Below are 18,622 nucleotides of genomic sequence, written 5' to 3' on the forward strand. Positions count from 1 at the left end.
ATGAAGATTGCCCTGATCAGCGAGCACGCCTCGCCGCTCGCAACCTTGGGGGGCATCGACGCGGGCGGGCAGAACATCTACGTGATGCACGTCGCCCAGTGCCTGGCGCATGCGGGCCACGAGGTCGATGTCTTCACACGGCGTGACGACACGAAACTGCCGACCGTCGTCTATCTGCGCCCGGGTCTGCGCGTGATACACATCGACGCCGGCCCCGCGCGTTTCGTGCCGAAGGAGCAACTGCTGCAGCACATGCCGGAGTTCGCGCATGCCTGCGAGGTGCTGTGCCGCAACGTCGGCGGTTACGACGTCGTGCACGCGAACTTCTTCATGTCCGGCTGGGTGGCGTTGCACCTGAAGCAGACCCTCGGGCTGCCGTTCGCGATCACCTTCCATGCACTCGGCCTGGTGCGCCGCGAGCACCAGCGCTCGGCCGACGCGTTCCCGGACGAACGCATCGACATCGAGCGCACGCTGGTCGAAGAGGCCGACTGCATCATCGCCGAATGCCCGCAGGATCGCACCGACCTGATCCGGCTGTATGGTGCCGACCCCGGCAAGACCGTGATGGTGCCCTGCGGCTTCGACCCCGACGAGTTCGCCCCGATGGACCGGCTCGCGGCGCGGCGCGAGCTGGGGCTCGACCCGGACGAATTTGTCGTGCTGCAGCTGGGTCGCCTGGTGCCGCGCAAGGGCATCGACAACGTGATCCGCGCGATGGCCCACCTGCCGCGCGACCTGCCGGCACGGCTGCTGGTTGTCGGCGGCGAATCGGACGAGCCGGACGAGCGCGTCACCCCCGAGATCGGCCGACTGCGCGGTGTCGCGCGCGACGTCGGCGTCGAGCCGCGCATCACTTTCACCGGCCGTCGGCAACGCCACGAACTGCGCCGCTACTACTGTGCCGCCGACGTGTTCGTCACCACCCCGTGGTACGAGCCGTTCGGCATCACGCCGCTGGAGGCGATGGCCTGCGGCGCACCGGTGGTGGGCAGCGAGGTCGGCGGCATCCAGTACACGGTGATGCAGGGCGTCACCGGCTACCTGGTGCCGCCGCACGACCCCCAGGCGCTGGCCGAACGGCTGGCCGCGCTGCAGGCCAATCCGGCGCTCGCGCGTGCCCTGGGGCGCGCCGGCATCCGGCGTGCACGCTCGATGTTCACCTGGGACCGGGTCGCGACGCAGATCGCGGCAGCGCTCGCGGCGCTGCACGGCGTGACGATGCCGGCGCCTTCGGCCACCGTCGTGCCGATGCGACGCCGGCCGGCGATGCGGCTCACGGCCATCCAGACCGCAACAACCTGAAATCACAAGGAGAGACCTGCATGACGACACCCCAAGCTCCCGAGATGACCTCGCTGGAGAACCAGGTGGCCTTGGTCACCGGTGCCGGCCAGGGGCTGGGTGCTGCGATCGCGCGCACGCTCGCCGCGTCCGGCGTGCGCGTGGTCGTCGCCGACCTGAAGGGGGCGGCGGCCGACAAGATGGCCGGCGAGATCGACGCATCCGGCGGCCATGCCTTGCCGCTGGTACTCGACGTCGCCGACCCGAAGGCGGCGAGCGAAGCCGTCGTGAAGACGGTGGGCCATTTCGGCTCGCTCGACATCCTGATCAACAACGCCGGCACCGACGTGACCAAGTCGATCGACGATCTGTCGTTCGACGAATGGGACCGCGTGATCGCGACCAACCTGCGCGGTCCCTTCGTGATGAGCAAGTGCGCGCTCGACGCGCTGCGCCAGGGCGATGGCGGGCGAGGCGGCCAGATCGTCAACGTCGCTTCCACCGCGGCCAAGCGCGCGTGGCCCAACGCCAGCGCCTACCACGCCAGCAAGTGGGGCCTGGTGGGCCTGTCTCACGCGCTGCATGCAGAACTGCGGCCGCACCGGGTGCGCGTCTCGACGCTCGTGGCCGGTGGCATGCGCACACCTTTCCTGCTCGACCGTTTCGAAGGCATCGACCAGAGCACGCTGCAGGAGCCCGCCAACGTGGCGCAGGCGGTGCGTTTCCTGCTGACGATGCCGCGTGACTCGGTGATCCCCGAAATGATGGTGCTGCCGGTGATGGAGACTTCATGGCCCTGAATCACAGCGAGGCGGGCCATGCGCCCGCAGTCTTCCTCGACAAGGACGGCACCGTCGTCGAGAACGTGCCCTACAACGTCGATCCGGCCAGGCTGCGCTTCACGCCGTTTGCCGTCGAGGGCCTGCAGCGGCTGGCCGACGCCGGCTATCGGCTGGTGATGATCACCAACCAGCCGGGCGTCGGGCTGGGGCTGTTCGACGAGCCAGCGCTGACGCGGCTGCAGGAGGCGCTGACCGAGCGGCTGGCCGCGCACGGCATTCCGCTCGACGGCTTCTATGCCTGCACCCACGCACCCAGCCTGGACCCGTCACGCCCGGCTTGTGCGTGCCGCAAACCGGCACCGGGGCTGCTGCACCGCGCTGCCGACGAACTGAGTTTGGATCTGTCGCGCTCGTGGATGATCGGCGACATCCTCGACGACATCGAGGCAGGGCGGCGAGCCGGTTGCCGCACCGTGATGCTCGACGTCGGCAACGAGACGGTCTGGCGCACGTCGGAGCTGCGCGCGCCGCACCACACCGCGACCGACCTGCTCGGCGCCGCACGCCACATCGTTGCAGCGGACGGTCGCACGACCTTGCCGGCGCATGGCCGCGAAACCGTCGCCGTGCAGCCGATCGCCTGAGACCGCCATGCCTCTTGCAGAAGGTTGGCGCGACGTGCGCCGCGTGCTGGCGGTACGGCTGGACAACCTCGGCGACGTCGTGATGACGACACCGGCGCTCGGCGCGGTGCGCGAGAGCCTGCCCGAAGCGCATATCGCACTGCTGTGCTCGTCCAGCGGCGGCGCGGTGGCCCGGCATCTGAGCGACATCGACGAGACCATCGTCTACGACGCGCCGTGGGTCAAGGGCCGTGCCCCCCGAGCGGTCGACGACGACCTCGAGATGGTGGAACGTCTGGCGCGGCGCGACTTCGACGCCGCCGTGATCTTCACCGTCTACACGCAAAGCGCGCTGCCGGCGGCCATGCTGTGCCGCCTCGCCGGTATCCCGCTGCGGCTGGCGCACAGCCGCGAGAACCCGTACGACCTGCTGACCCACTGGGTGCCCGACCCGGAGCCGGGGCAGGGGATCCGGCATGAGGTGCAGCGGCAGCTCGCGCTGGTGGGCAGCGTCGGCCTGCGCACCCGCGACGACCGCCTGCGCTTCAACTGCGAGGAGGCCGACCGCGCTGCGGTGCAGGCGCTGTTGCCTCGTGCCGGCATTGCGCCGGGCGAGCGCTTCATCGTCGTGCACCCCGGCGCAACGGCGGCCTCGCGGCGCTACCCGGCGCAGCGCTTCGGCGTCGCTGCCGACGCCATCGCACGCGACAGCGGCTGTACCGTGCTGTTCACCGGCGGGCGCGACGAGGAACCGCTGGTGCAGGAGGCACAGGCCGCGATGCGGCAGCGCTCGGTATCCCTGGCAGGCCGGCTGTCGCTCGGCGAGTTCGCGGCGGTGCTCGAGCGTGCGCAACTGCTGGTCTCGAACAACAGCGGCCCGGTGCATCTGGCCGCTGCGCTCGGTACCCCGGTGGTCGATCTCTACGCACTGACCAACCCGCAGCACACGCCGTGGCGCGTGGCGCACCGCGTGCTGAACCATGACGTGCCGTGCCGCAACTGCCTGAAGAGCGTCTGCCCGCAGGGGCACCACGACTGCCTGAGCAAGGTCGAGCCGCGGGCGGTCGTCGCGGCCGCCGCCGAACTGCTGGCCGAGCGCCGCGAGACGCACGCAGCAGGCCGATCCCCATCGACGGAGGCCGTTTACGCATGATCACGCTGGGCATCAACGCCGCTTTTCACGACAGTGCCGCTGCGCTGGTGCGCGACGGCGAGCTGATCGCGGCCGCCGAGGAGGAACGTTTCACCCACATCAAGCACGGCAAGCGCCCGGTGCCTTTCAGCGCCTGGGAGCTGCCGTACCACGCGATCGACTACTGCCTCGCCGAGGCCGGTGTGAACCTGGCCGAGGTCGATCACGTCGCCTACAGCTACGACCCGCAGCGCTTCATCCGCGACCGCATACGGGGTGACCGCGTGAGCCTGCCGATGCAGCCCTCGGCTGCCGTAGACGCAGGCGATTGGGAAAGCGCGTGGGACCCGCTGTTTGCGAGCTACATCGTCAATGCGCCGCGCCAGTTGGCCGACGGCGCGCCGCACCACCTGAAGAAGCGCTTCGCCGGCGTGCGGCACGACGGCCCGTTCCGCTGGCATTTCGTCGACCATCACGTGTCGCACCAAGCCAGTGCCTTTCTCGCCGCGCCGTTCGACCGCTGTGCGGTGATGACGCTGGACGGCCGCGGCGAGGATGCCACCACCACCTATGGCCGCTTCCACGAGGGCCGCTACGAGTCGCTCGGCGAGGTGACCATGCCGCATTCGCTGGGCATGCTGTACGAGCGTATCACCAGCCACCTGGGCTTCCTGCATTCGAGCGACGAATACAAGGTGATGGCGCTGGCCGCGCTGGGCCGTCCGCGCTGGCTCGACGCATTCCGCCACATCGTGCGTATCGGTGCCGAAGGCCGCTACGAGATCGCCGCCTTCGACCCGGTGGCCTTGTTCGGGCCTGCGCGGGAGCGCGGCGCGCCGCTGGAGCAGCATCACTTCGACCTGACCGCGTCATTGCAGGCCGTACTCGAAGAGACCGTGTTGAAGCTGGCAGGGTGGCTGCGCGAGTGCAGCGGCGAACGCCGGCTTGCGATGGCCGGTGGCGTTGCACTGAACTGCGTGATGAACGCGAAGCTGCGCGACGCCGGCATCTTCGACGAGGTTTGGGTGCAGCCGGCCGCGGGAGATGCCGGCACGGCGCTCGGCGCCGCGCTGTGGACCGACTGGCGAGAGCGCAGTGCTTCCCTCGGCGCACCGGCGCCGCGGCGCTGGACGATGCAGCACGCGTACTGGGGTCCCGGTTACGCCGACGACACCGTCGAGGCGCTGCTGCGCTGGGCCAAGCTGCCGTACCGGCGCCTGGCCGACGTGCCGAGCGAGACGGCCAGGCTGCTGGCCGACGGCCGCATCATCGGCTGGTTCCAGGGCCGCATGGAGTATGGGCCGCGCGCGCTCGGCGCTCGCTCCATCCTGGCGTCGCCGATCGACCCGTCGATGCAGGCCCGGCTGAACGAACTCAAGGATCGGGAGGATTTCCGGCCGGTGGCGCCCGTCGTTGCGCAGGACGACTTCGCCGACTGGTTCACCCCGGCGGATGCGAACGGCGGCGAAGCACCCTTCATGCTGTTCGTCTACGGCGTGAAGCCCGAGCAGGCGCCGCGCATCCCGGCCGTGTGCCATGCCGACCGGACGGCTCGCGTGCAGACCGTGCGGCGCGACACCAACCCCCCCTACCACGACCTGCTGAAGGCCTTCGGTGCGCTGACCGGCGTGCCGGTGCTGGTCAACACGTCGTTCAACGTGCGCGGCGAACCGGTGGTGTGCACGCCGCGCGATGCCATCAATGCGTTCTACAGCACGCCGCTGGACGCGCTGGTGATCGGGTCCTTTCTGCTGGAGAAAAGAACATGAACTACTCGCACAGCGGACCGCTGGAGGCGGCAGACGGCATCGCCTTCGACCAGTTCCTGACGCCCGCCGCGCGTGAGCGCTACGAGCGGCCCGAGGCCGAGCCCGCCGTGTCCGCGCCTGCACTGACCTATGACGAAGGGGCGCCGCGCGAGGCGGTGGGGGTCGGTCTGCGCGTGTCGGTCGTGATCCCGACCTACCAGCGACCCGAGTTGCTGCGACGCTGTCTCGACGCGCTGGTGGAGCAGCGCCTCGACCCGACGTGGTACGAGATCATTGTGGTCGACGACGGGCAGAGCGAGGACACCGAGGAGGTCGTCGCGCGGGTCGCCGAGCAGACCCGCGGCAACCCGGAGGTGCGTTACCTGCGGCCCGAGGGCACGCGCGGGCCGGCGGCAGCGCGCAACCGCGGCTGGCGCGCTGCGCAGGCGCCGGTGGTCGCGTTCACCGACGACGACACCATTCCCGACGCCGACTGGCTGCGCTACGGTGTGCTCGCGATGAGCATCGACCGCGCGGCCGTCTGGGGCCGCATCGTCGTGCCGACCCCGTCGGTGCCGACCGACCACGAGAAGAACACCCAGGGCCTCGAGCGAGCGGAGTTCGTCACCGCGAACTGTTTCGTGCGGCGCGACGCACTGGAGGCGGTCGGCGGCTTCGACGAGCGCTTCAAGCGGGCCTGGCGCGAAGACGCCGACCTGTACTTCGCGCTGATGCGACGGTTCGGCACGGTCGCGCATGTCGCCGCGGCGGTGGTCGTCCACCCCGTGCGGGACGCGCCGTGGGGCGTGAGCCTCAAGCAGCAGGCCAACATGTACTTCGACGCCTTGCTCTACAAGAAGCACCCCGAGCAGTACCGCGAAGTGATCCGCCGGCTGCCGCCATGGCGCTACTACGTGATCGTGGCATCCACGGTCGGTGCACTCGTCTGCGCGCTCGGCGGATCGTCGGGCTGGGCGATGCTGCTCGCGTTGGTGGCGATGGGCTTCATCGGCGCCTTCGCCTGGCAGCGGCTGAACGGCACCTCGCATGCCCCGCGGCATGTGGCGGAGATGCTGGTCACTTCGGCCGCGATTCCGTTCCTTTCGGTGTTCTGGCGCATCGCGGGGGCCTTGCGCTTTCGCGTACCGTTCCTCTGAGGTGCCTATGACGACCGGTGTGCCCGTTGCCGACCCGGTGCCGGCGCGCCGGCAACCATCGCTGCCGCGCTTTGCGCAGATCGAGCCGACCGGCATCTGCAACCTGGCGTGCCCGATGTGCACCGTCAACCACCGCGCCGATGCGCCGCGCCACCTGACGCTGGAGCGGTTCCAGCACTGGGTCGAGCAGTTGCCGGGACTCGAGGAGCTGCACCTGCAGGGGCTCGGCGAGCCGCTGCTCAACCCGCAGTTCTTCGAAATGGTCGCATGGGCCAGTGCACGGGGCATCCAGGTGTCGGCCAACACCAACCTGACGCTGCTGACCCCGGAACGCGCGCAGCGCTGCGTCGACAGCGGCCTGCACGCACTGTCGATATCGATCGATGCGGCCGACCGTGACGTGTACGAGTCGATCCGCGTGCAGGCCTCTTACGACAAGGTCGTGCGCAACCTGAGCCGGCTGTCGGCGGCACGGGCCCGGGCCCACGGCGCCGGCCCGGAGGTGAGGCTCGTGATGGTCCTGATGCGCCGCACGCTCGACCAGCTCGCGCCGGTGCTGCGCCTTGCGCAGCGCTCCGGCGTGCACACGGTGCAGGTGCAGCGCCTGTCGAGCGACCTCGAACAGGCCGACCTGCCGGCGCGCTACATCCCGATCCGCGACCACGTGCGCCAGGCCGAGCTGGCGCCGGCCGATCTGGTGCATGCGCGCGCCGTTTTCGCGCATGCCTCGCGTCTGGCCGCCGCCCTGGGCGTCACGCTGCACCTGCCGCGCCTGTCGCCCAACCCGCAGCCGCCTCGCTGCATGTGGCCCTGGGAGCAGCTCTATCTCACTGCCGGCGGCGACATGCTGCCGTGCTGCATGGCCGGCACGCCCGACCGGGCGAACTTCGGCAACGTGGAAGACGACGGCGTGCTGGCGCGTTGGCACGGCGAGGCGGCGCAGCATTTCCGCGCGCAGCTCGAGAGCCCCGTCCCCCCTGCGGTGTGCCGCCACTGCGCGCTGTACCGCGGAGCGTTCTGAAGGGGCCGCCGTCATGCCGGTGCGCGAAAGCGTCCAGCGCATCGCGGTGTTTCGCGCGCTGGTGCTCGGGGACGTGCTGTGCGCCGTGCCGGCGTGGCGCGCGTTGAAAGCCGCATACCCGTCGGCGCGCATCACGCTGATCGGCCTGCCGTGGGCGGCTGAGCTGGCGCAGCGCCTGGACTGCCTGGACGACTTCATCGCCTTCCCCGGTTATCCCGGTCTGCCGGAGCGGCCGTGCGACCTCTGCGCGCTGCCCGGATTTTTCGAGCGGGTGCAGCGCGAGCGCTTCGATCTGGTGCTGCAGATGCATGGCAGCGGCGCCATCGCCAACCCGCTTGTCATGTGCTTCGGCGGCCGGCGCACGGCGGGCTACTTCGTACCCGGCGCCTACTGCCCCGATCCCGACAGCTTCGTTCCGTGGCCCACGCAGGGCCACGAGATCGAACGCCTGCTGTCCCTGACCGACGCGCTCGGCCTGCCGCAGTGCGGCACCTCGCTCGAATTCCCCGTGCACGACACCGACCGCCGCGCACTGCGCCGGCATGGGTTCGACCCGGAATGCCGCTACGTCGTCGTGCACGCCGGCTCGCAGTTGCGCTCCCGACGCTGGCCGCTGGAACGGTTCGCGCAGGTGGCCGATGTGCTGGGTCGGCTGGGCTGCACCGTGGTGCTGACCGGCACGGCGGCGGAACGCGCATTGGTGCGTGAACTGCGCAGCCGCATGCGTGTGCCGGCCGTCAACCTGGCGGGGTGCACCAGCCTGTTCGAGCTCGGTGCGCTGGTGGAGGGCGCTCAACTGGTCGTCTGCAACGACACCGGTATCTCGCACGTGGCCGCTGCGCTGCGGACGCCCAGCGTGGTGGTCAGCTCCGGTGGCGACGTCGCCCGGTGGCGCCCGCTGGATGCGCGGCGCCACCGCGTGCTGTGGCACGACGTGCCGTGCCGGCCCTGTGCGCACGATCTGTGCCCGTCGGCGCACGAATGCGCCCTGGGGGTGTCCACCGACGCCGTCGTCGAGGCGGCGCTCGATTCACTCGGAGAGAACATCCATGCCGCCTAGGCGCCTGAAGATCCTGACCTGGCACGTGCACGGCAACTACCTGTACTACCTGACCCAGGTGCCGCACGACTTCTACCTCGTCACCGACACCGAACGCTCGCCGCACCACACCGGCCGCAGCGGCACGCTGCCGTGGGGCGACAACGTGTTCGAGGCGCACGTCGAGCAGATCCGCGACATGGCGTTCGACGTGATCCTGTTCCAGTCGCGCGATGCCTGGGAGCGCGAGCAGCACGAGCTGCTGAGTCCCGCGCAGTTGTCGCTGCCGCGCGTGTACCTCGAGCACGACCCGCCGCAGGAGCACCCGACCAACACGAAACACTGGGTGCAGGACCGCGGCGTGATGCTGGTGCATTGCACGCACTTCAACGCGTTGATGTGGGACAGCGGCGTGACGCCGACGTGCGTGGTCGAGCACGGCGTGAAGCCGATGGCGCCTGCAAGCTACCGCGGCGACAAGGCCGAGGGCATCGTCGTCGTCAACAACCTGAAGCGGCGCGGCCGGCGCCTGGGGCTGGACGTTTACCTGCAGGCGCGCGAAGCGGTGCCGCTGAGCCTGGTCGGCATGGGGTCGCTCGAGCTGGCGGATGCCGGCGGCCTGGGAGAGGTGGAGAACCACCGCCTGGCCGAGGTGGTTTCTCAATACCGGTTCTTCTTCAATCCGATCCGGTACACGAGCCTGGGGCTGTCCATCATCGAGGCGATGATGGCCGGGGTGCCGGTGGTGGGGCTGGCCACCACGGAGCTGGTCACCGTCATACGCAACGGCGGGAGCGGGTTTGTGGACACGCGTGTACCGGTGCTGGTCGACGCGATGCAGCAGCTGATCGCGCAGCCTTCGCTGGCACAGGCATGGGGCAAAGAGGGCCAGCGAGTGGCGCACGAGCGATTCGGGATCGAGCGGTTTGTCAGAGATTGGGTGGCGGTGCTCGCCACGGTGGCGGGATAGGCGGGCCGTGCGGGCCGGCGGGGCGGAGATGCACGCGCGACGCCGGCCTCACGACACAGGAATCTCGAGTCTCACTTCCGAGCCTTCAGGCCCCGTCCTCACGCTCAATTGCCCGCCGATCTGCCGTGCACGCTGCCGCATGTGAGCAAGGCCGCGACCGCCGGGCCGACCGGGGTCGAAGCCGCGCCCATCGTCACGCACGATGACTGTCACCGACGCCGTCTGCCCCTCCACGCGTAGCGTCACGGTTTTTGCGCCGCTGTGCCTCAATGCGTTGGTCAGGGCCTCCTGGACCAGTCGCAACAGGTGCAGTGCCCGTGCCGCATCCAGGTCGGGCAGTTCAGGGACGTCGCCGTCCACCTCCCAGTGCAGCTGCATGCCGAAGGCCTCCAGTCTGGGGGCCATGCGAAAGCGCAGGCTGCCCAGCACGGCGAGCGGGTCCCGTTCTTCAGGCGCAAGCGAGTCGATCGCCACGCGCAAGTCGGTCAGGCAGTCCTGCAGGGATTCGGCAATGTTCGACCGGTCGACCTCGGCGCGCTGGCACTGCTCGTACGCCGTGATGAGATGCAGGCCGAGTCCGTCGTGCAGTTCGCGCATCACTCGGTCACGCTCGGCCGCCTGAGCCTGCTCGCGCTCGGCGGCGCGCAGTTGCTGGAAGTTGCGCTCCAGCAGCTTGCGCTGCTCTTCGACCCGAGACTGCAGCAGCGCAGATGCCGAGCGCGCCTCCTCGAGCGCATCGAGATAGCGGCGCGTGAGCATCCAGCCGATCGACAGGAACAGCGGCAGCGATGCGTATTGCCGGAGGAAGACCTCGCCCACACTGTGAATGTCGCGCGCAATCGCGAAATCGTGCAGCACCAGCGCAAGGTAGAGGAGGCCGCTCATTGCGATGGCGACGACTTCCGCTCGGCGCTGCCGGACGGCCAGCCGCACCAGCCGCCATTGGCTCCATGCCGTGATGGCCAGGCCCAGTACGGCAAAAGGCACGAAGCCCGCACGCGACTGGGCAAAACCGGGTGCGGCAACGAACCATACGAGCGCGGCGGCCATGTACGCGAGCAGGGCCGGTGCCAGCCAGCGGGGCGCGCGATCGTCGGGATCGACCGACTCGCAGTAGTGCAGCGTGAACAGCGCAAACAGCCCCTGGAACACCGCTGCGCCGGCCACGGTGAGCTGGCTCCATAGCAGCGACGGCAACGGCGGATCGGTGATCACGTAGTTGAGGTTGCGCACCCCCCACACGACCGCAGCCAGACCAAACCAGCCGAACACGCGGTTGTTCCTTTCACGCAGCCACAGCAGCAAGACGTACACGCCGAGTGCACCGATGAGAGTGGACGTCACGAGGGTGCCGGTGTTCTGCAGCCAGCCGCGTATCTGCCAGGCACGGTACAGGGAGTCATAGGGGCCGATTTCCACGGGGGCAAGGCCGCACCGGTATCCGGGGTGGCCTGCCACCACCACCGTCAATTCGTTGTTCCCCGGCTTCAACAGCCCTCGTGGAAGCTCCCACAGCAGCGGCGTGTAGAAATGGCGAGTGACGGGCGGCTGCATTCGCCCCACCGCACCGAGCGACACGCCGTTGACCAGCGGGTAGGCGTTCATTCCGACCGCGGGCAGGTACACCCCCAGCCGGCCCGCCGCCAGGCTCGATGTGTCGAAGGTGAGCCGGTAGCGTACGTGACCTTCGTATCCGGGGCGCTGCCCGTCCCAGTTGTCGGGCAGTGTCGTCGCGCGCCAGGTCGCCGCAGCGGATGGAGCGGCGCCGTTCGTCTTGCCGCTCTCCTGCGATTGCGCCTCGATGAGCCGCAGGCCGCCGGGCGCCGGCGGCGGCTGACAGGCGCACAGCGGCGGCAGAAGCAAGACTGCGAGCCAGTTCGTTGCTGCAGGCGCCCTGGCGCCTGCTTCGCCCCTCGGCTTCAGCACAGCGGGGGATGCCCGCGCGCCGCGCGCCACCGGTTGTACTCGTAGACGGCTTCGCTGCCCGAGTTCACCGCGAGCTTCTCGTAGATGCGGCGCACATGCGTACGCACGGTGTTGGCGGAGATGACCAGCGCCTCGGCCACTTCCGAATAACTGAAGCCCTTGGCAATGCCCGTCAGCACCTCCAGTTCGCGGTCGGACAGCGGTTGGCTCTCGGGCGGCGGCGTCGGCTCGCCGTGCGGCGCCGCGACCGACCGGCGTCGAATGAGCAGTCGGGCCACGCGGGGCGACAGCGGCGATCCGCCCAGACGCAAGTACCGTAGATGCTCGTTGATGTGGTCGAGACTCGAGTCTTTCAGCAGGTAGCCGGTCGCTCCCGCCTCGATCGCGGCCACCACGTGCGCGGCGTCGCCGAACACGGTGATCACCAGGATGTCGCAGCCGGGGTGGCGGGCCGCTGCAAAGCGGATCACGTCCAGGCCGGAGCCGTCGGGCAGGCCCAGGTCGACAAGCACGACGTCGGGCCGGTGCGACGCGAGCCAGTCGAGCGCGTCACTCAGCGTCGAGCATGCGGCTGCGACGCGGGCACCCGGCCGGCCGGACAGCAGATGCTGCAACCGCGAGCGCGTTGCCACGTCGTCCTCGACCAGCAGGATGTCTTGCATCGGCGTCGTGATGAATGCCCGCAGTGACAGGCAGTGTAGTCAGCGGCCGATGGATGTTCCAGGCGCTGCGGCGATCTTGCGGCGCACTTCCCCCGTTTGGGGGTCGCACGTCCATGCGATGGTCAACCGGTGTGGCGCTTCACACACTGGCACGGCATGGCGGCCGCGTCGCGATCGCCTGCATCGTGATTCGCAACACAGGGAGAACACGCCATGATCGACCCGAGATCCGCCTTGCACACTGCGTGGCAGCGAACCGAGTACCAAGACCTTCTGTCCGTACCGGTCACGGCCTTCGTCGGCATCGACCTGCCGGGGGCCGGCCTGCTGCGTCGCCTGGGCATCGTCAGCATTTTCGACCTTGCGCATGCCTCGGCCTTCATGGCCGCGGAGGAACTGGTGCGTGCCGCGCAGGACACCTCGCACCCTTTCCATCGCCTGGGCCGCGTCGGCAGCGATCTCGTACAGGGAAGCGGGACGCAGTTGCCGGTCGAGCAATGGCCGCTGCAGCGGACGGCGTTGCTCAGCGCAGTGGGGCCGCAGGTCGAGTCTCAACTGGCACAGCAGTTCGATCTGCATACCATCGGCGAACTGGCCGGTTGGCAGCCCTACCGCAACGCCAAGGAGATCGTGCAGCTGGCGGCCGGGCTGGAGGCACCGCCTCAACCCGATGACGGGTCGACACCGGCCGACCTGCTGCCCGCCAATGGGCAGTACCCGACCGACCGAGCGTACTACCGCAGCATCCTGCTGCGCAAGCTGGCCGATGCCGAGGACGGCATCCCGCTCGAAAAGGCAGGCGGTCTGGACCTCAGCCTGGTGACCTCGGACGCCGCAAGCGGTTTCGGCTACGGCGCCTACGTCACCTGGGAGCAGGTGTGGTTCGGCCAGGGGCTGGTGCTGGGCAACCTGCTGCACTCGCTGGCGCTGGCTCCCGGCGAGGCCACCATGATCGCCGTCGTGGACTGGACGCGCACCCTGTCGGCGTCGACGGCGGAATCCATCGATCAGCTCGAATCCCTGTCGGCCTCCACCGAGCAGAAACGGGCCCTGTCAGAGGTGACGCATGGCGTGACCAGCGAGGTGCAGAACGGGTTCTCGAACACCTCCACCCATTCGACGACGGCCGGCGCTGCGGTCACCGGCGGCGGCGCCGGGGGGCTGGGCGCGTTGATTCCCATTCCCGACACGCCCGTTCTGGCCTCCATCACAGCGGCGCTCGGCTTTGGTGCAGGAGCGGGGGCGTCGAACACGTCGGGGGAATCGACCACCGTGACTTACACGGCCGGCACGCGGGAGACGTTTGCCGAGTACGCGCAGAACATCACCGAGTCGACGCAACAGCACGCCACATCGGCGCGCAGCCGGCGGGCATCGGTGGTGCAGGAGGTGCGCGAGTCGACCAGTGAGACCTTGCAGACCCGCGTGGTCGCCAACTACAACCACATGCACGCGCTGTCCGTTCTGTACTACGAAGTGGTGCAGGTCTATCGCGTGTCGCTGCGCGTGGCCCGTGCCGAGAAGTGCGCGTTCGTGCCCATCACGCCGCTCGATTTTTCAGATGACGCGATGATCGAACGGTTCGCGCCGATCCTGCGGCAGGTGGCCCGCGACCCGCACCTTGCCAAGATGCTCCGCATGCCGGTACGAACCTCGTTGGTCGCACCGGTGAACGGCGCTCGCTACGAGCGCTTGCCGAGCCTGGCCTCCGCGCCTCAGGGCCCGTCCGGACTCGCGCCCGCCGACAGAACCCGCAGGTTGGACACGGGCAGCTGGACGGGCGTGGAAGTGAATGGCACGCCCACCTCGTGGGACTCGTTCAATCCGACTGCAGCGGCCGAGATTCCCGGCCCCCTGCGCGTGACGCCGACCGCGCTGTTCAAGACGGTCTCCGCCAAGGCGGGCGATACCAGTATCCCGGTGACCGTGACATTCAGCGACGGCATGGCCGTGAGCCTGGCCGGCACTTCGCTGGACCGGCCGGTGCTGGACGTGGAGTCGTTGGTCGTACTCATCCCTCCCGAACTCGGCGCCAGCGAGGTGCAGCTCGAACTCGGCATCGCCGCAGGCAGCATCACCGAGCGCTATCGCATCACCATGCCGACCGCCGGCGCGCAGCCCAACCTGGAACATCTTCAACTGGTGGCGCTGGTGGTCGTGGGCGGGGACGTCAGCGCCACCGATCTGGCCCTCGCGCGTGCCCACCTGATCGCCGAAGCGGCCTGGTACACCGCCCGCATCTGGGAGCGCGTGGACACGACCACGCTTTCCGCATTGCTCGCGCAGTATCGCTACCAGGGCCGCCCGCTGCTGTCGACAGTCGACCCGCGTCTGTTGGCAGTGACCGGCACGCACGCCGTGTTCAGGATGCTGCTCGACAACGCGGGCAAGGCCGCGTGGCTGAAGGAACTGGACGAGTGGGGCCTGACCGGGCCCGACAGCCAGCGCGACGACCTGGTGCCGCTGCCCACGGGCGGTGTGTTCGCCGAAGCCGTGCTCGGCCGTTCCAATGCGGCGGAGAAGCTGGACCTGACGCGGTTCTGGAACTGGCAGGAATCGCCGATTCCGCTCCTTCCTCCCGCCATCGCGGCGCTGCAGGCCGGGCAGCACACCTCGACGTCCGCGCCCACCCCCGGGCAGCTCGACGCGCCGATCGTCAATCTGGTTCAACCCAACCCGATGCCAGACCCGACCGGCATCGGCGCCACGCTGGGCCTGCTGCAGGCTGCCAACATCTTTCGCGACATGAGCTTCGGCGGTGAGAACATCGGCGCGCTGAACGCTGCCACCGCGGCCTCCCTCGCGGCGCACCAGGCAGCGCTCAATGCTGCACAGCAGGCGTTCGCCACGGCGGCCGACGTCGCTTCCTCGGCGTCGATGACCGGCGCCTTGATGAACGCCGGCCTGCTGAAGCCGCAGGCGCCCGCACCCGCGCCGTCCTCGTCTCCCGCACCGTCTCCCGCACCGTCGCCTGGGCCCGGCAACCCGCCAGCGCCCACGCCCACGCCGGCGCCCCCACCCGATCCGCAGCCGACCCCCGTCCCCCCGCCTGCACCGGAACCCGCGCCCGTCCCGCAGCCCGAGGAGGACGAGGAGGATGCCCCCCCGCAGCGGCATTTCGTGCTCGACCTCACCGTACCTTATCCGTGCGTGCTGATGGCACCGGCTTTCGCAGCCAGGAATGCGATCCCGCAGGACCTGCCGACTCTGCTCGCCACGCCCTTGGAGATCATGCTTGGCTGGCAGGAGCAGGTCGGCTTCGACGCGGAGGACACAGCCGGGCTGACCGAAGCGCTGACCTATCTCGCGACGCTCACCGTTCCCGGGCTGGGCGAGATCGTGCTGATCTACGAGGGTTTGTCGGCGTTGATCGATCTGCTCGGCGCCGAGGGCCTGATCAGCCAGGAAACGCTCGACTTCCTCATTGAGAAGATGGGAGCACTGATCCGGTTGCTGCAGGCAGCGATGCTGCCCGCCATCATCGGCGACCATTGGCTTTCGATCGAGGTGGGTGTGCTGGTCGAGAACGGCCAGCTCAACTACAGCGTGCTGCCCAATTCCACCGAGGTCCGGTATGGCGCGCTCACGCATGTCGAGCGCAACGCGGAGATGCCTTGGTGGGCTGCGGCAGGCATGAGCCCCACCAACATCAAGACGATGTTCGACAACTCTCGACTCGCCGGGCATGCCGAAATCGATGCGGAAGGCGCGTACGTCGTCTCGCTCACGGGCTCGCCCAAGTTGCCGATGAGCTGGGTCGGCGTGGCATACGACCTTCTCGGGCAGGCGCAGGACACCCTGGCCGACATTGCGGAGCGGGCGAGTGCCGAACAGGGCGTCCTGACCGTGCTGGCAGAAAAGCTCGGCGTGGACGATGTCGTCGGCGGCCTCGGCGCCGCCGTGCAAGGCTGGTTCGACTGGTGGAGAGACTCGCTGTATGAACCGCTCGATCAATGGATGGGCTCCGAGATCAACTTCGACTTCACCGTGCGCATCCAACCCAGCAGCATCGGCACCTGGACGGCGAAGGTGACGTGCCACCACGACGAATTCCCGCGCTATACGCTCACTTTGAAGGACGGCGACGGCAACACCCTGCCGCTCTACGAGGGACCTGCGGCCATCGAAAGCCTGGCGCTCGGGCCGCTGGCGTTGAAGGCGGTCACACCGCCGGCAGGACCGGAGCGCAATCTCGACATCCCCTACAGCTGGTTCCAGCCCTGGGTGGAGGAGACATGAACCGGGCGCCGTTCGCGGCGAGCCGGCCGCGGGGGGCTGCGGCAAGACGTGGCGGTCCCTCAAGCCGCACCGTCGAACGGCTCCCCTCGAACCCAGACTGAAAACAGCGCTCCCCCTTCCGGCCGATTCGTTCCTTTCAGGTCGCCTCCATACCGCTCCACGATGGAGCGGCTGATCCACAGGCCCAGGCCGGTGCCGTCCTTCTTGCGTGTGACGAACGGCTGGAACAGCTCCGCGAGCAGCTCCTCGCTCAGCCCCGGCCCGGTGTCGGCCACCTCGACGACCACGCCGACGTCGCTCCAGTCGCGCGCCGACAGGCGCAGCACGCCGCCCTCGGGCATGGCCTGCACGGCATTGACGATCAGGTTGATCAGCACCTGCTGCAGTTCCTGCCGGTTGATTCCCACCGGCCGCGTGGCCTGCAAATCGCGTTCGACCTGAATCTTCGTCTTCGCGAGCAGGTGGCTGGCCAGCACCAGGCTGGCTTCCAGCGCTTCGTGCACGTCGACCGCCTCGACATAGCCTGCGTATTCGGTGGGGCGGGCGAACTGCAGCAGCTGCGTGACGATCAGGCGCATGCGTTCGATCTGCTCGTCCATCAGCTTCAGCTCGGGGGCCACGCGCTGCGCATGCGGGCCGAGCAGCTCGCGCACGAGGTCGAGATTGCCCTGGATCACCGCGATCGGGTTGTTCACCTCGTGCGCGACGCTGGCCGTCAACTGTCCGATCGCGGCGAGCTTCTCGCTTTTCACCAGCTGCTGCTGTGCCAGTTCGAGGTCGCGGGTGCGCTCCGCCACCTTGCGGTCGAGTTCTTCGCCCCAGCGCTGCAGCGCACGGGTCTTGTCGTCGACGACGTCGAGCAGGTGGTCGAGGTGGCCGGCCAGCCGGCCGATCTCGTCGTGCGACGCGACCGGGCCGACGCGCGCTCGCGGATGGCCGGCCTCGACCGCGCTCATCGTGCGCGCCATCTGCTCGATCGGCTGGAAGATGCCGCGAGCCAGCCGCAGCGACACCCAGGCAGCGCCGACCATGACACCGAAGAAGATCACGCCGATGCTGGCCAGCGCGGCGTACTTGACCAGCGTGAACGGCCGTTCCAGGTAGCCGACATAGAGCATGCCGACGCGCCGACCCTGGCGGTCCTGCAGTGGCTGATAGGCGGACACGTACCAGTCGTTGACGACAAAAGCGCGGTCGAGCCAGGTGCTGCCGCGGCCGAGCACGGCGTCGCGCACGGCCTGCGAGACGCGCGTGCCGATCGCGCGCTCCTTGCCGAACAGGCGCACGTTGGTGGTGATGCGCACGTCCTCGAGGAACAGCGTGGCCGTGCCCTGGCTGCCGAAGGGCAGCGAGCCTTCCGGGTAGACGATCTCGTTGATGTGGTCGATGAAACCGAGGTTGCGGTTCAGCAGCACGCCACCGCGCACCTGCGCCAGCAGGCGGCCGTCCGGGGCGAGCACCGGTGCCGTCGCCAGCACCAGCAGGGCGCGATCCTCGGTGCGCCGGTCGGTCGGAGCCGCGCCTTCGGTCGGCACCAGTGGAATGCCCAGCCGCTCGGCCAGCGGTGGGGCGATGCGGCGGACTTCCTCGAAGCCCAGCAACTCGACGCTGGCCTGCGGCGGCCCGTCGGACACCGGAGCGCGATCGAGTGCCTGCACCGTGGAGGCCGGCGCCCCCCAACTTGCCGCGACCAGCCGGCCGGACGCGTCGTAGACGTTCAGGAAGTCCAGCGCTGCCCGTTGCTGGAAGCGCTGCAGCAGCGCCTGCATTTGCGGTGAGGTGCCTTGCGCCAGCGTGAGGTGCAAGGGGTGCGATTGCGCCACGGCGTCGGTGCCGGCGCCCACCTCGCCGAGCACACGCTCGAAATAGCCTTGTGCGACAGCGAGATCGCTGCGCACCTTGGTGATCAGCAGGCGGTCGATCGCGGTATCGCTCCACCACAGCAGGATCACGCCGAGCAGCGGTAGCACCACCGCCAGCGGCAGCAGCACCATCCACAGCAGCTTGGCGCGAATGGGCAGGCGCTCGAACTTCACCAC

13 protein-coding genes are annotated in these 18,622 nt (G+C 69.0%); 10 read left to right on the top strand and 3 right to left on the bottom strand.

Annotated features, from left to right (window positions below):
• The 9 genes from M8A51_RS08015 to M8A51_RS08055 are packed head-to-tail and all read left to right on the top strand — an operon-like array spanning nt 1 to nt 9,756.
• Nucleotides 1-1,305: a glycosyltransferase family 4 protein gene (locus M8A51_RS08015; protein ID WP_251777685.1), complete on the top strand. Its 1,305-nt coding sequence runs from the start codon at nt 1-3 to the stop codon at nt 1,303-1,305.
• Between the two features lie 20 nt (nt 1,306-1,325).
• Nucleotides 1,326-2,084, top strand: a complete 759-nt coding sequence (locus tag M8A51_RS08020; RefSeq protein ID WP_251777686.1) for an SDR family oxidoreductase — start codon at nt 1,326-1,328, stop codon at nt 2,082-2,084.
• Nucleotides 2,075-2,710, top strand: a complete 636-nt coding sequence (locus M8A51_RS08025; protein ID WP_251777687.1) for a D-glycero-alpha-D-manno-heptose-1,7-bisphosphate 7-phosphatase — start codon at nt 2,075-2,077, stop codon at nt 2,708-2,710. The genes M8A51_RS08020 and M8A51_RS08025 overlap by 10 nt, the downstream gene beginning before the upstream one ends.
• A gap of 7 nt (nt 2,711-2,717) precedes the next feature.
• Nucleotides 2,718-3,842, top strand: coding sequence for a glycosyltransferase family 9 protein (locus M8A51_RS08030; RefSeq protein WP_251777688.1), 1,125 nt, complete (start codon nt 2,718-2,720; stop codon nt 3,840-3,842).
• A complete protein-coding gene (locus tag M8A51_RS08035; protein WP_251777689.1) occupies nt 3,839-5,590 on the top strand; it encodes a carbamoyltransferase family protein in 1,752 nt (583 codons plus the stop codon). Before M8A51_RS08030 ends, M8A51_RS08035 begins: the two co-directional genes overlap by 4 nt.
• Nucleotides 5,587-6,726, top strand: coding sequence for a glycosyltransferase family 2 protein (locus M8A51_RS08040; RefSeq protein ID WP_251777690.1), 1,140 nt, complete (start codon nt 5,587-5,589; stop codon nt 6,724-6,726). The genes M8A51_RS08035 and M8A51_RS08040 overlap by 4 nt, the downstream gene beginning before the upstream one ends.
• A gap of 7 nt (nt 6,727-6,733) precedes the next feature.
• Nucleotides 6,734-7,747, top strand: a complete 1,014-nt coding sequence (locus tag M8A51_RS08045) for a radical SAM protein (RefSeq protein WP_251777691.1) — start codon at nt 6,734-6,736, stop codon at nt 7,745-7,747.
• A 13-nt stretch (nt 7,748-7,760) separates the two neighbouring features.
• Complete coding sequence (locus M8A51_RS08050; protein WP_251777692.1) at nt 7,761-8,807, top strand: glycosyltransferase family 9 protein; 1,047 nt, start codon at nt 7,761-7,763, stop codon at nt 8,805-8,807.
• Complete coding sequence (locus M8A51_RS08055; RefSeq protein ID WP_251777693.1) at nt 8,797-9,756, top strand: glycosyltransferase family 4 protein; 960 nt, start codon at nt 8,797-8,799, stop codon at nt 9,754-9,756. The genes M8A51_RS08050 and M8A51_RS08055 overlap by 11 nt, the downstream gene beginning before the upstream one ends.
• A 48-nt stretch (nt 9,757-9,804) precedes the next feature.
• On the opposite strand, the gene M8A51_RS08060 is transcribed toward M8A51_RS08055, so the two are convergent.
• Together M8A51_RS08060 and M8A51_RS08065 are read right to left on the bottom strand one after the other, a co-directional pair.
• The gene (locus tag M8A51_RS08060; RefSeq protein ID WP_251777694.1) at nt 9,805-11,619 is read right to left on the bottom strand and encodes a sensor histidine kinase; all 1,815 of its coding nucleotides are present in this window, start codon (nt 11,617-11,619) and stop codon (nt 9,805-9,807) included.
• Between the two features lie 56 nt (nt 11,620-11,675).
• Complete coding sequence (locus tag M8A51_RS08065) at nt 11,676-12,344, bottom strand: response regulator transcription factor (RefSeq protein WP_251777695.1); 669 nt, start codon at nt 12,342-12,344, stop codon at nt 11,676-11,678.
• A 213-nt stretch (nt 12,345-12,557) separates the two neighbouring features.
• Between M8A51_RS08065 and M8A51_RS08070 the strand changes: the two genes are divergently transcribed.
• Complete coding sequence (locus M8A51_RS08070) at nt 12,558-16,583, top strand: hypothetical protein (RefSeq protein WP_251777696.1); 4,026 nt, start codon at nt 12,558-12,560, stop codon at nt 16,581-16,583.
• A gap of 59 nt (nt 16,584-16,642) precedes the next feature.
• On the opposite strand, the gene M8A51_RS08075 is transcribed toward M8A51_RS08070, so the two are convergent.
• Nucleotides 16,643-18,619 carry a sensor histidine kinase gene (locus tag M8A51_RS08075; RefSeq protein WP_368408529.1) on the bottom strand — a complete coding sequence of 659 codons (1,977 nt, stop codon included), beginning with the start codon at nt 18,617-18,619 and terminating at the stop codon, nt 16,643-16,645.
• Nucleotides 18,620-18,622: the final 3 nt, after the last annotated feature.

Source organism: Caldimonas mangrovi (assembly GCF_023721835.1).
Classification (GTDB): Bacteria; Pseudomonadota; Gammaproteobacteria; order Burkholderiales; family Burkholderiaceae_C; genus Caldimonas; species Caldimonas mangrovi.

Bases quoted from the DNA above. Each gene is read 5' to 3' on its own strand.
- M8A51_RS08070 (WP_251777696.1), top strand. From the start codon at position 12,558: ATGATCGACCCGAGATCCGCCTTGCACACTGCGTGGCAGCGAACCGAG.
- M8A51_RS08050 (WP_251777692.1), top strand. From the start codon at position 7,761: ATGCCGGTGCGCGAAAGCGTCCAGCGCATCGCGGTGTTTCGCGCGCTG.
- M8A51_RS08025 (WP_251777687.1), top strand. From the start codon at position 2,075: ATGGCCCTGAATCACAGCGAGGCGGGCCATGCGCCCGCAGTCTTCCTC.
- M8A51_RS08045 (WP_251777691.1), top strand. From the start codon at position 6,734: ATGACGACCGGTGTGCCCGTTGCCGACCCGGTGCCGGCGCGCCGGCAA.
- M8A51_RS08040 (WP_251777690.1), top strand. From the start codon at position 5,587: ATGAACTACTCGCACAGCGGACCGCTGGAGGCGGCAGACGGCATCGCC.
- M8A51_RS08030 (WP_251777688.1), top strand. From the start codon at position 2,718: ATGCCTCTTGCAGAAGGTTGGCGCGACGTGCGCCGCGTGCTGGCGGTA.
- M8A51_RS08015 (WP_251777685.1), top strand. From the start codon at position 1: ATGAAGATTGCCCTGATCAGCGAGCACGCCTCGCCGCTCGCAACCTTG.
- M8A51_RS08035 (WP_251777689.1), top strand. From the start codon at position 3,839: ATGATCACGCTGGGCATCAACGCCGCTTTTCACGACAGTGCCGCTGCG.
- M8A51_RS08055 (WP_251777693.1), top strand. From the start codon at position 8,797: ATGCCGCCTAGGCGCCTGAAGATCCTGACCTGGCACGTGCACGGCAAC.
- M8A51_RS08020 (WP_251777686.1), top strand. From the start codon at position 1,326: ATGACGACACCCCAAGCTCCCGAGATGACCTCGCTGGAGAACCAGGTG.
- M8A51_RS08065 (WP_251777695.1), bottom strand. From the start codon at position 12,344: ATGCAAGACATCCTGCTGGTCGAGGACGACGTGGCAACGCGCTCGCGG.